Here is a 14,367-nt window from a genome sequence, read left to right as displayed (position 1 = left end):
GTCCCAGCCGCGCAGCAGCCGGTCGGTGGCCAGCGCGAAGCGGTCGACGATCCCGCCCGGGCCCGGGCCGGCTTCGTCCACGCCGGGTTCGAGGACCTGGGCGATGTCGGTGCGGACGTCGTCGGGCAGCTCGGCCGCCCGCACCGGCGGGGTGTAGGCCGAGGAGCCGTGGGCCACGACCGACCCGATGCGGTCGAGGTAGCCGGACTCGATGAAGGGCTCGCGGTTCATCCGCAGCCGGCCGTCGGCGCCGCGCCGGGTCCAGGTGTTGTCCATGAGGCCGCCGGTGGGGCGCACGCCATCGGCGTCGCGGCGCCCCCGGAAGACGGTTCCCGCCTGGAAGTACTGGTCGAGCAGGCCCAGGAAGTGCGAGGTCTCGTGGACCGCCGATGCCACCGGCATCGCCTCGTTCCACACCTGCTGGTCCATGGCCTGGCCCTTGCCCAGCCGGGAGTCCACGAGGATCTCCTGGTGCACCCGGTCCTGGGGGGTCGAGTCGTCGGCGAGTTCCAGGCGGATGTGGAGCTGGTCGCCCGGCTCGGGGCGGTCGGCTCGGGGCCGCTGGGCGCGGGGGTCGCCCGCCTCGGGGACGCTCCCCTCGCCGAACAGCGTCCGCGCCAGGCCCGCGTCGAGCGTGTGGGCCCGCGTGCCGTCGGGCAGCACCGTGCTCCCGTCGCCGGGCAGCCGGAACCGGCCGTTCCACCGGGCGTCCAGGTCGGCGGCGTAGGCGGCCACGTAGGCGTCGAACCGGTCCTGCGGCAGGGCCTCATCGCGGTCGATGCGGGGGCGGAAGGTGATCTCCAGGACATGGGTCGGACCGCCCTCCTCCCGGTGCTCGGCCGGGATCGGGATCCGCCGCCACTCGAACCTGCGCTCGGCCCAATGCGGTTCCATATCGGCCGATATGAACCGCTGCGGGTCCCCGGGCCCGGCGTGGGGGTTGTCCACCACCTGCGACGGGTCCTTGGGGGTGCCGTCCGGGTTGAGGTCGCCGGGGCCCAGGGGGCGGGCCGCCCGGGAGTCGGTCAGGGCGTCGGCGAAATCGGCGTTCACGTGCGGCCCGCCCACCCGGTGGACCCGGGCGCCGTCGCGTGCGTCCTGCCACACCGAGGGGTCCACCAAGCCGTTCCGGCTCCCGGTGTACTGGGTGGCGGGCCGGTAGGCATCGTCCGACCAGCGGCGGTCCGGCCGCGGCTCGGACATGGTCTCGATCCGCTCCAGCGTCCGCCGCGCCACATACGGCTCGGCCACACCCCGCGCGGGGTCGCCGTCCAGCATCCCCAGCCGGCGCAGCACCTCACCCGTCCCCCGGCCGTCGGGGGCGGTCAATGGGGAACCGTCGGTGGAGGGCGCGACCGGATGCCAGGTCACCCTGGCATGCACCCGCTCAGGCGGATCGGACGGCAGCGCCCGCACGACCTCCACGTTCAACTGCTGACCACTGCGCGGCAGCACATAGGCGTCGTTGAACACCCCCCGGACGTGATCCCGCAACGCCACCGACGCCGCGACCACGCTGCGCACGTCCATACCGGGCCCGGCCTCGAACGCGAACCGCAACTTCACATTGCGCACCGAGGACGGCCCCCCGTCCCCGGCGCCGCCGCGGTCGATCTCCATCGTGACCGACTCGAAGAACCGGTTGTCGATCTCCACCTCGGCGCGCATCCGCCCATGAGGGGTATCGACCTCCACCGCCAACGGCGGCGCACCCTCCGGCAGCTTCAGCGTGTCCGCGAACAGGCTCGAGAACTTACGGACCTCCGGCTCCGACTCCTCCCCCCACGCATCGTCATCCGGCAGATCCGCCACACGCGGCGCCGGATCGCCCGGCCGGTGGCCGGTGGCGGACCCGGCCGTGTCGTCGGCGCGGGAATCGCCGGACGCGGGGCGCTGCTGCTCGCCCGCAACGGGCGCGGGCGGCAGATTCATCTGATGGCCGGGCCGCATCGCGAGCGGGTGTCCCCCGTGTCCTCCCGGGCCCTGCTGGGGCGCGGGCTGCGGCGGGGGCGACGCGGTCCGGGTCTGCTGACCGGAAGGTGCCGTCGGCGCGATGGCCGCGATCTGGTCGTCGGAGATGGGCGCACCGGAGTCCTGGAGGACCCGCAGGGAGTCGCCGATGGCGTTCTGGCCGCTCCAGACCCTGAGCTGGGCGAACACCTGCTCCGAGGTGAATCGGGCCGGCGGATGGCCCGGCACGGCGACCGTGAGGTCCTTCAGCGACACGCCGTGGACGAGCAGGTCATGGACCGAGGTGAGGATGTCCAGCACGGCGCGCTCGGCCACCGGCTGCGGCAGGGCGTCCAGGCCGGCGGGCGACGGGTGCCGCGGTGCGGGGACGGCACCGGGCGTGGGTGCGGGGGTGGTGCCGCCCTGGGTCAGCAGGTCGAGGACCTGTCGGCGCGGCGCGTCGGGCAGGGCGTGGATCCACTGGCCGCCCCGCAGCGTCACCCCGTTGTCCTGGAGCACCTGGAGGCCGTCGAGCAACTGCCCGTTGCGGCGCCATTGCTCCACCCTGGTCTCCGCGTCGTGGGCGCTGATGGCGGGGTGGTGCTTCCCGGCGGGGATGTCACCGACCGGGTTCCCGCCCTCAGCGCGGTCGTGGGCCGCCGCGAAGACGGCGAGTGCTTCGGCGACCGCCGCCGGGTCCCGGGTGCCGTCAAGTGCGTCGCCGAGCCGGGCCCGCTGGGCGTCGGGAAGCACGTCGAGGACGGCGGAGAAGGGGACGTCGATCCCATGTCGGGAGACGAGGTGCACCAGCAGGGCGAGCCGCCCGTCCTGGCGCCACCGCTCGACGTCGGCGCGGTAGGCGGCGGGGTCGGCGACGTGCTGCTCGGCCTGCTCTGGGCTCCAGCCGCGGACGTGCTCGTCGACGGCGAGCGCGAAGTGCTCGAAAACGGTGTCGGCCCGCGGGTCGGTCGCCGGGGTATTGGGCGCCAGGACCCCGGGGATGAACGCCCTGACGTCGGCCGGCAGATCGACCACCCGCGCCGGCGGCGGCTGGACCGACGAGTGCTCCATGACCGAGTCGATGGTCTTGAGATAGCCGTCCAGGATTTGGGGCTCGTGGATCTGCACGGCCGAGTTCCCGACGCCCCCGACCCAGTTGTTGCCCATGAGGCCGATGCCGGGGCGGACGCCGTCGGCGTCGTCGCCCCAGAGGAAGACGGACTCGTGGAGCCGGTAGGTGTCCAGCAGGCCGAAAAGGTGCAGGGTCTCGTGGACGCGCGACTTCACCGGGTACCCGCCGTCGTACCAGACCTCGGTGTTCATGACCTGGTCGGTGTAGGGCTTCGACGTGTCCCAGGGGAGCAGTTCGACCTCGTTGTGGACCTGGTCTTCGGGGGTGGAGTCGTTGGCGAGCTCGAGGCGGACGTGGAGCTGGTCGCCGGTCCCGGGCAGCGGGCCGGCGCCCGGCGCCGTCACCTGGTTGCCCTCCAGGTCCTTCGGGTTGCCGATGCTGTCCTGGCCGAACAGCGTCTCGAACAGGCGCGTGTCCATCCGGTGCACCACCGCACCGTCCTGGTTCACGATGGTGCCGTCGCCCGGCAGCCGGAACCGGCGGTTGAGCATCCCGTCCAGGGCGACGGCGTAGTCCTGGATGTACCGGGCGTATCCCGCGTCCGTCATGCCCGGGTAGGGGCGGATCAACGGGCGGAAGGTGATCTCGGCGATGTGGGTCGGGCCACCGGGGGTACGGAGCCCAGGCGGGATCTCGATGCGCCGGTGCTCGAACCTGCGCTTGCCTCCCCACGAATCGCTCATGTCCGCCGTGACGAACTTCTTCGGGTCGCTCGGGTCGGTACCCGGGATATCGCCCGTGATCGATGGATCCTTCGGCGAACCGTCCTCGTTGACGTCTCCCTCGCCGAGCGGACGGGCGGCGCGGGCGCCCGTCGCGACCATGTTGAAGTCATAGCCCACGTGCGGACCGCCCACGTGGCGCACCGGCGCGCCGGCACGGACCTCCTCCCACTCCGGCCAGGCCGACGGGTCCACCAGTCCGGTGTGCTCCCGCGCGGGCAGGTCGTCCGCGGGGTCGGACCACCGGCGCTCGGGGCGCGGCCGGACCATGATGTCGAAGCGGTCCAGCGTGCGCCGGGCCACATAGGGCTCATCCACGCCCCGCGCCGGGTCGCCGTCCAGCATGCCCAGCCGGCGCAGGACCTCGCCGATCCCGCCGCCGTCCGCGTCCGGGACGGTACCCGGTTCCGGGGATGCGTCCGTCGCGGGCGGACGGCGCCAGGTGACGGTGGCGTGGATGTTCTCGGCCGGAACCTCCGGCCCCGCAGCGATCACGCGCACGTGCAGTTGCTCACCGCTGCGCGGCAGCACGTAGGCGTCGTTGAACAGGGCCTCCGCGCGGCGGGTGAAGTCGAGCCGGGCGTCACGAGCGGTAGTGGGCCCCACACCCTGGGCTCGGTCGAACCTGACCATCAGCATGATCTCGCGGACGCCGGACGGCCCGTCCTCGCCCGCGCGATCGAGATCGACCAGCTTGGACGCGAAGAAGCGGTTGTCGATCCGCACGTCGGCATACACGGGACCGGTACCGGTACGGACCCCGACGGTCAGCGGCGGAGCGTCCTCAGGATCGAGGGTCTCCTGGTACAGGCGGGAGAACTCGCGGATCTCCGTGGGGGTCTCGGCTCCCCGGGCGTCCTGACCGGGCAGTCCGGTGCGGCGCGGTGCGGGGTCGCCGGGCCGGTGGTTCTCGATCAGCCCGGTGGCGGGGGCATCGAGGGTGTCCGTAGACGACTGCGGGTCGGCGTCAGCGGGAGTCGCCGCCCCGGTGGGCGAGGGCGGCGGGGTGGAATCGGTCGACGGAGGGTTCTCGGCCGGGGAGAATCCGGCGGCGGAGCGCACCGGCAAAGAGGTGGCGCCGGACGTCCCGCCCGAGGACTCCGCCCCATCGGGAAGCGCGAGCGGGCGTGCCCGGGTGGTCGGCGGCGCGGGGGCCGGGGCGTCCTGTCCGAAACCGGCGGCACGGGCGACGATCACGGCCTGGGCACGGGTATCCACTGAGAGGTGGCGAAGGATCTGAGTGACCCGGTTGGCGACCGTGCTGAGGGACTTGCCGAGTTCAACGCGAATCTCGTCGTTGTCCAATCCGCGCCCGAGGAGGGTGAAGACCGCGAATTGGGGGTCGCTGAGCGCGTTGATGCCGTCGAGTGCCCTGGTGAGTTGCTCGGGAGTGACGTGAGCGACCGGTGCGGGTGCGGGTGTGGGCGCGGGCGCGGGTGCGGGTGCGGCCTGGGCCGAATCCGGGGTCAGCCCGACCACACGGGCATAGGCGACCGCCTCCCCGCGCGAATGCACACCCAGGTCCGCATAGACATTCCCGACCATGCGCTCGAATCCGCCCTGCGATTGGCCGATGTCCCTGGCGATATCAGCAATCGAACGGTCCTCGTTCATGAGGAGAATCAGGGCCCTGCGCTTCGCGGGCGTGAGCCCGTCCACGCGTTGGCGCGCAAGGTCGGCGTCGGGGGCAGGGGGCGGGGTGCCGGTGCCCGGGACCGACTCAGGGGTCAGCCCGACCGCACGGGCGACGGCGACCGCCTCCTCGCGCGTATGCACGTCCAAGCCCGCATAGACCCTCGAGACCGTGTATCGAAATCCGGACGGCATTTGGCCGATGCCACGGGCGATATCGGAGATCGAACGGTCCTCGTTCATGAGGAGGGCCAGAGTGTTGCGCTGGTCGGGCGTGAGCCCGTCCACGCGTCGGCGTTGGCGCGCAACGTCGGCGTCGGGGGCAGTGGCCTGGGTGGCGGTGGCCGGGACCGACTCCGGGGTCAGCCCGACCGCACGGGCGACGGCGACCGCCGACCCGCGCGAATGCACACCCAAGGCCGCGTAGACCCTCGAGACCGTGCCCCTGAAGCTGTCCGGCGGTTGGCCGATGTCACGGGCGATCTGAACGACCGAACGGTCCTCGTTCATGATGAGAGCCAGGGCCCTGCGCTCGTCGGGCGTGAGCCCGTCCACGCGTTGGCGCGCAAGGTCGGCGTCGGGGGGAGGGGGCGGGGTGCCGGCTGCCTGGGTGGCGGTGGCCGGGACCGACTCCGGGGTCAGCCCGACCGCACGGGCGATGGCCACCGCATCCTTGCGCGTATGCACACCCAAGGCCGCGTAGGCGAGCGCGACCATGCTCTTGAATCCGCCCGTCGTCAGGCCGAGGTCCCTGGCGATCTTGGCGAGAGAGCGGTTCTCGTCCATGAGGAGAACCAGGGCTCTGCGCTGGCCGGGGCTGAGCCCGTCCACACGTTGACGGACAGCCTCATCGACCGGCTCGGCACCCGACTCACCCCGGCCGGGCGTGGTCCCGTCCGCGCCTTGACCCACACCCTCGCCGACCGGCTCAGCGCCCGACTCGCCCCGGCCGGGCGAACCCGGCACCGGGCCACCCGCACCCTCCAGGCCGCCGTCCGCGACCACGCCACCGCCCGGGACGGCGGCAGAACCATCGAGATCAACCGCAGTTCCGTCGAAGTCGGCCAGGTTGAAATCGAAGTCGCCGAAGTCGGATGCCTGATCGTCGAGGAAGTCGAGATCGTGGGCGCCGTCCACGTCACGGGCCGGATCGCCGGAAGCATCGGGCAGGACCTCGGGGTCAAAGCGGACATCACCGAAGGCGTCGGATCCGCGGACACCACCGGAGCCACCGGGAAGATCGTCCGCATCGAGAAGCCGGTCGATGTCGGGGGCGTCGGGGAGATCGCCGAGGTCGTTGATCGTGTGGCGCTCTCCGGCACCCTCGTCACCCGAGTGGTCGTAGAGGTCGTCGCCGTCAGCGGTGAGGAGGCCGGACGCCTCCCCCTGACGGGCCCCGTCGAAGCCGGCGGAGGACTCCCCGCCGTCGAGCCGCCCTGCTGCCCCCAGGGCAGCGGGGAGGTCACCCGCGTCACCGAGAGTGTCCTGGTAGCCGTGGTGGGCGTCGCCGGAGGGGGTGGGCCGCCAGCCGGGGGGCGGCGCCCACCCGGCGGGCACGACCTCGGCCTCGACGAACAACACACTCTCCACACCCGCGCCCGGGACCCGCCGGCCGGGCTGCTCGTAGGCGGCGTGGACGACGAGACGCGACCCCCGCGCCATCAGCACACGCCCCGGCCCGTCCGCGGGGTCCCCGGCCACGTAAGCGCCCGGGAACCCCCCAGGGACGCGAAGCATCACATAGGCGGAGGCGTCCTCGGCGGCACGTGTGCCGAACGTGCCGGTGAGGTAGTGCGGGACGTCCACCACCGTGCCCGCGGCATCAAGGGGGCGATTGGGGTCGATGCCCAGACGGCCGAGCAGCCCCGCCCCGGCACCCACGTGCACGATGGTCGCCACGGGCAGCACCGCGGAGCCCAAGACCGCGTCGACGTCGTTGACGATCCACTGGAAATCGTCGCGGTCATCAGGCGCGACGTCACCCTCGGCCAGTCCGTCGTCGACCATGTCGCGGGCATGACCGGTGTACTCCCAGATGGAATGTGCCTGGTCGGGGGTGGCGCCCAGGATATGGGCGCTCTCCACCGCACCGGGCGCCCCCTCCCCGGTCACCACGACGGGCAGGAACATTCGGGCCCACTGGTCGGCGGCCACGTCGTCGGTCCGTGCGCGGACGTTGTTGCCCATGCCCTCGCCGGGATCCTGGTCCTGGCCTCCGCCGTGCCATTGCAACGGCGGGGGCAGCGGGATGCGGCCGGCCTGGTCACCGCCGGAGTCGTCGCCAGGGGCGTCGGGGAGCTGTTCGGGGTCGGTGCCGGCCATCTGGTGTGCCGGGGGCGCGGCGCGGCCGCCGCTTTGACCGGGAGCGTCGGGGGTCGAAACCCCGGAGGCCGGGGGCCGCAGCGCCGGCGCCGTACCGCTCCGGACCGCGAGCGGCGGCGGGGATCCCGCCGTGCTCGGAGCAGGGGCCTGCTGCGGGGGCGGCGTGGTCTGCTGGATGGCCGCGTTCGGCGCGATGGTGGCGATCTCGGCGTCGGTGATCGGGGCGCCGGACTGCTGGAGGACGCGCAGTGCGTCGCCGAGACCGCCCTGGCCGCTCCACGCGACGAGCTGGTCGTAGACCTGCTGCGCGGTGAACTGCGCCGGGGGGTGCCCCGGGACGGTGATCGTGGTGTCCCCGGCCGGGACCTGGTGGACGACCTGGTCGTACCCCGAGGCGAGGAATTCCAGCACCGCGCGTTCGACCACCGGACGCGGCAGGCCGCCCAGCCCTGCGTCGGGGGTCCCCGGAGCGGTGGTGGCTCCGTTGTGGGGCAGCAGGCTGAGGACCTGCTGCCGGGTGGCGTCGGGCAGCGAGCGGGTCCACTCGACGCCCATGAGCGTCATCCCGTTGTCCCGGAGCACCTTGAGGCCGTCGAGCAGCTGTCCGCTGCCGCGCCACTGCTCCATGCGGGTCTCGGCGTCGTGGGCGCTGATGGCCGGCCGGTCCTGCGCGGCGGGGATGTCGCCCATCGGATTGCCGATGCCCTGTTCGCGCGCCCCGGCGAACACGGCGAGCGCATCCGCGACCGCCGCCGGGTCCCGGGATCCGGCCAGCCCGCCGCCGAGCCGCGTGCGCTGGGCGTCCGGGAACAGGTCGAGGACGGTCCGGAAGGGGACGTCGATCCCCCACTGCCCGAGGAGGAACACCAGCTGCGCGAGCCGCCCGTCGGCCCGCCACTGGGCGAGGTCGGACCGGTAGGCGGCGGGGTCGGCGACGTGCTGCTCGGCCCGATCGCGGGTCCAGCCGCGGACGTGCTCGTCGACGGCGAGCGCGAAGTGCTCGAAGACCTGGCCGACCCGCGGGTCGGTGGCGGGGGTGTTGGGCGCCAGGACCGCGGTGATGAACGACGTGACCTCGGCCGGCATGTCGGCCACCCGCGTCGGCGGCGCCTGGGCCGACGAGCCGTGGTCCATGACCGAGGCGATGGTGTCGAGGTAGCCGACCCGGATCTCCGGGTCGTCGGACTTGGAGATCGCGCTGCCGGCGGCGGTCAGCCAGCTGTTCCCCATCAAGCCGGGGCCGGGACGGACGCCGTCGGCATCGTGGCCCTGGCGACGGAAGGAATCGTGATCCGCGTACTCATCGAGCAGCCCCAGCCAGTGCAGGGTCTCGTGGACGCGCGACTCCACCGGGTACCCGCCGTCGTACCACAGCTCCGCGTTCATCGACTGGTCGGTGTACGGCTTCGACCAGTCCCAGGGGTGGATCTCGATGTCCGCGTGGACCTGGTCGGCCGGGGTGTCGTCGTCGGCGAATTGGAGGCGGATGTGGAGCTGGTCTCCGCTCCCGGCCCGCGGATCGGCGGTGGTCCCGCTCACCGGCTTGTCCCCGGGGTCCGGCCGGCTTCCTTCGCCGAAGAGCTTGGTGATCAGGTCGGCGCCGGGCCCCTGCACGCGCACCGTCCTGCCGTCGTCCAGGACCCGGTCGACGCCCCCGTCGCCGCGGAACCGGAACTTGCCGTTGACCATCTTGTCCAGCGTGTCGGCGTAGTCCTGGAGGTACTTGGCGTAGGCCGCGTCGCTCATGCCCGCGTAGGGGGAGATCCGCGGGCGGAAGGTGATCTCCCGGACGTGGGTCGGACCGCCGGGTGCGGGGTTGGCGAGCGGGATCCGCCGCCATTCGAACCTGCGCCGGTTGGTGTACTGGGCGTTCATGTCGGCGCTGACGAACTTCTGCGGCCCGCCGGGGTCGGCCTTGGGGATGTCGGCCACGACCGACGGGTCCTTCGGCGCGCCGTTGGCGTCGAGGTCGCCGGGGCCCAGAGGCCGGGCCGCACGCGCATCGGTCAGGACATCGGCGTAGTCGGCCCCCAGGTGCGGTCCGCCCACGACGTGGAGGGGGGCGTCGTTGCGGGCGTTCTCCCACTCCGAGGGGTCGGCCAGGCCGGTGTGCTCCTGCGCGGGCAGATCGCGCGCGGCGTCGGACCAGCGGCGCGGGGGCCGCGGCCGGACCATGACGTCGATGCGGTCCAGCGTGCGCCGCGCCACATAGGGCTCGGTGGACGACGTGTCGCCGGAACGGACGGGATCGCCGTCCAGGAGCCCGAGCCGGCGCAGGAACTCGCCGAGCGCCTTGGGATGCGCCTCAGGCGCGGGGGGGCTCGTCGGCGGTTGCGCGGCCGGGGGCGCCGGGCGCCAGGTGACGGTGGCGTGGACGTCCTCCGGCGGGGTGAGGAGATCGGCTTGGACGACGCGCACGCGCAACTGCTCACCGCTGCGCGGGAGCAGGTACTGGTCGTTGAACAGCGCCTCGACCTGCCGGGTGAAGTCCGCGCGGGCGTCGCGCGAGGTCGTGGGGAAGACCCCGGGCGCGCGGTCGAATCGCACCCGCAGCGTGACCTCGCGAACGGTGGACGGGCCGTCGGGACCGTCGACGGTGATCGTCGTGGACTCGAAGAACCGGTTGTCGATCCGCACGTCGCCGTGCATCCGGCCGTTACCGGTATCGACTCCGACGGTCAGCGGCAGGGCATCGGACGGGAGCGCGTCAAGAGTGGACGCGTACAGGCGGGAGAACGACCGGCGCTCAATCGGGGACCGGGTGCCCTGCGTGTGCGGGCCGGGCAGCCCCGTGTGGCGCGGTGCGGGGTCGCCGGGCCGGTCGTCGACGTGCAGCCCGGCCACGTCATCGGCGAGGGAATCCGGGGACGTCGTGTGGGTGGCCTCGGGCGTCGGGCCGCCGGGGGGCGGACCGGAGGCCGGCGGCGCGGGGTTCCGGGCCGGGACGGCACCCGTGGTCTGCGCGTTGGTCGCACGGGGTGCGCCGCCGTGGGATTCCAGTCCATCGGCCGGTTTCAGCGCGGCGGCCCGGACGCCCCGCGGAGCGGCGGTGAGAGGGCTGCCCCCAAGCGGATCGGGCACAACGGAACGCGGGGGGCGCGGCGGCAGGGCGCCGAACCCGAGGGCCTTCAGCGCCTCGGAGGCCGTGCGCCACGCGGTGTCGGGGTCCATCCGGGCCGTGCGCCCGGCGGGCACGGGTCCGGGGGTGGGAGCGGGACGGCCAGGGTCGCGCTGCGCGCCGGACTTCTTGTCCGGGCCGGATGGAGCATCGGGGGTGGCGGTCACCGGACGGGGATCCGAGGAACCCTCGGGGCGGATCGGCGGGACGTCCGCCAGGTCGCCGTCCGACCGGCCGCCGCCCTGGAGCGCGTCGGTGAACGTCCTGATGACGGAGGGCGCCGCCCCCTCATCGCTCCGCACCTGTGCGGGGGCCTGCCCCGGTTGCGCGGGCGCCGGGCCGGAGCGATCACGGGTGCTCGGGCGGTCGGTGTCCTCCCCGACTGGCTCCGTGTCGGTGCGGGCCCGTGTGGCGTCGTCCCGCCCGCGGGAGGCGTCGGGCCCATCGGACTCCCGGCCGGACCGGGCTCCGCCACGGGGCGGCTGTGCCCCGGTTTCGGCCGGTGCCGGGGGCGTGGCGGTGGTGAGCGGAGCCGGCGGCGCCATGCTGTCGCTCTCCATCGCCGGGGGCCGGGGTCCATCGGCCTTCTCCGGCGTATCGGTGTCCCGGAGGGGCACACCGCCCGCGCGTTCCTGATCGGCACCGGTGATGTCGGCCGGCGCCTGCGGCTCGTCGCGCACGACGGGGGGCGTCTCGACCGCGGTCTCACCGTACGGTGCGGGGGCGTCTGCCGGGCCGGGGCGCGCGTCCTCCGCGCCGTCGCCGCTCTCCGTCGCCGGCCGCTGCGGCGCGTCGACGGGTCCGTCCACCGGCTCCGCCGCGCCCGGTTCGGGAATGGACGTCCGCTCCTGCTCGGGCGGCCCGTCCTGCCGGTTCTCGGCGGAGGTATCGAGGTCGTCCGGTGTGCCGGACGCGTCGCGCTGCCCGGACGGCGTCCGGGCGGCGTCGGAGGGCCCGGCCGCGTCGCCGCGCGGGGCGGCGCCCGGCCGGGGCGCTCCGGCGCCATCGGTGCCCTGTGCGGGCGGGGGCGCCCCGGCCGCAGCGGGAGGGGCGCCCATGAACCCGCCCCCGGCGACCGGAACGTCGGCGGAGGGGTCCGGCACGGCATCGGTCTCGCTCGCGTCCGGCGGTGCCGCGCCCACGGGCCCGACCGGCTCCGGCATCCCGTTGCCGGGAGCGCCGTCGCCGACCGGCGCCGTCACGATGTCGTCGTCCCCGATCCGGGACGGGTCCGGGTCGTCCTCGCGCAGCGGCGGGGCGGCCTCGGAGTCCGGGGTGTCCTGCAGGTCCCGGGACGGAACGTCGGCGGGATCGCGGTTCGGCAGCCCGGTGTCGCGGATCGATCCCGCGTCCGAGGGTGTCTCCGGACGCGGCGGCGGTTCCGGCGCCTCGGCGGACGTCCGGATCGGTGCGGGGACCTCGGGGCGCTCCGGCGTGTCCGGACGCGGTCCCTCGAGCGGCGGCGCCGGGCGGGCGCGCTCGTCGGTTTCGGGCAGATCCCTGTTCCCGGGGGAGTCGGGGTCCCGGAGATCGGCGCCCTCGGGGGTGTCGGGGCTTCCGGTGGTGCCCGACGGGTCGCCGTCCTCGGACCCGCCGATGCGCCCGGGGCCTCCCGAGCCCCCGCCGCCGCCGGAACCGCCGCCGCCGGCACCGCCCGCGCTCCCGCCGCTGACGGGCACCTCGGAGTCGTTGGTGGTGCGCATCGGGTCGGATTCCATGACCGGCGGGGTCGGGACGTCCGGCGGGTTGGACATGAACAGGTTCTGGAGGGCGTCGATCCCCTTGATGCCGCCCAGGACCCCGCCCGTCGTGACCGCGGCGCTCGCCGCCCCGGCGACGGCCGACATGCCGTTCGCGTCGAACTCGCCTTCGAGGATGAGGTTGCTGAAGCCCTCGCCCAGGTAGGCCGACCCGGCGCCCTCGGCCATGTTGGTGCCGAAGTGCGCGGCGGTGCGCCGCCAGTTGTCGGCGAATTCCGACAGGCTCCGGGCCGTCCCGTCGGGCAGTGTCCGGGACAGGAAGTCGCGGGTCTCCGGCGTCAGCCGGCCTCCGGGCCCCGCCGGGGCGTCGTCCAGTACCCGGGCGAGGGAATCGCCGATATCGCGCCTGCCCCAGTTGGCGGTGAAGGTGTCGGCATAGTTGCGGCCCAGGTCGCGCGCAGCGTCACGGCCGAGCGTGTCGCTGAGGTTGTTCTCGAACACCTTCCCGACGTCGTCGCGGAACCGCGCCGTGGTGGCGACGTTGTCCCAAGGGCTCGGGTTGCGCCCGAAGGGCTGGATCAGGTCGCGGGCATTGCGGGAGAGCACATCGGCCATGTCGTCGGCGAGGCGCGGCGGCACGCTTCCCGGGCGCGGTCCGGGGCCCGTCTCGGGGAGGTCGCGCGCCCCGGAGGGGATCGGCGGCGGCACCGTTTCGGGCGTCCTCGCCGGGGGCGGCGGGCCGTCGATGTCCGCGGGGGTGTTGCGGGGCGGCGGTACCGGGGCGCCGTCGCGACCGCCCGGGGGCGGAGCCGGGGCGTGCTCGTCGCGCACCTTGGGCGGCGGGACGGGGGTGTCGTCGCCCTTGGGACGCGGACCGCCGGCGCCGACCTCCTCGGGTCCCCCCTTGGGGCTCGGTCCGCCGGCGCCGACCTCCTCCGGGCCGCCCTTGGGTGTCGGCGTGCCATCGGGACGGTTGTCGAAGCGCGGCGGCGGGGTCGCGTTCCCGGGCAGGTCGTCGGGGGTCAGCCCCTTGCCCCCGACCGGAGTCGGCGTGGGCTCGGGTCCATTGCGGAAGTTGAGCTTGAGGGTGTCGCCGAAGTTGTCGGAGATCCAGTCGGCGAACTTGTTGCCGAACACGCTCAGCCCGGCCGAGAAGAGCCCGTCGATGACGCCTCCGACGCCCGCCGCCTTGCTGAGGTCGTCGTCGTTCTCGTCCTTGCTGCCCCGGGCGATCTGGAGCCGCTGGATGAGCTGGTCCATGATCATCGCGAAGGCGACGCTGACCACCAGGTGCGTCAGCAGCGTGTTGAACAGGAAGTTCAGCATCCGCTGGATGAACAGGCTGGCGATCCGTTTGAAGATGGGGATCATCGTCAGGCTGGCCCCGAAGGTCCACTTGGACATGGCGATGGCCCAGGCGATCTCCATGGCCAACTGGATGAGCTGGCCGATGATCATCCACTTCGTGTACTCGATCTGGTTGGCCGCTTTGCGCACGAAGTCGCCGAGCTGGTGGGCCGCGTCGGCGGCGGCTTTGACGTAGTTGGTGTCCCCCGAGGTGAACTTGTCGATCGATTCTTCGAAGTATTCGGCGGCCCGGCTGTCGAAGGTGGAGCGCACCCGTCGCTTGACGGAGACGATGACCGGGGGGATGTCGAATTCGATCCGGTCACCCGTGCGGTCGAGGAGATCCGCGAGCGCACGCAGCAGCGTCTCGTCCGCGGTGAACCACTGCGAGCCCGTAAGCCCGTAAAAGAGGTTCCGCAGACCCGGCGGCAGCTCCATGCCCAT

1 protein-coding gene (cut by a window edge) is annotated in these 14,367 nt (G+C 73.5%); it reads right to left on the bottom strand.

Going from position 1 to position 14,367, the window contains the following annotated elements; all coding sequences use genetic code 11:
- Nucleotides 1–14,367 carry part of the coding region annotated (locus ACFO4E_RS28050; protein WP_465263149.1) for a WXG100-like domain-containing protein on the bottom strand (this coding region is incomplete at its 3' end). Its footprint begins 19,598 nt before the window's first position, so 14,367 of the 33,965 annotated nt are shown.

It is taken from the genome of Nocardiopsis mangrovi (assembly GCF_042653925.1).
GTDB lineage: Bacteria > Actinomycetota > Actinomycetes > Streptosporangiales > Streptosporangiaceae > Nocardiopsis_B > Nocardiopsis_B mangrovi.
This window is presented reverse-complemented; position numbering and strand designations above follow the sequence as displayed.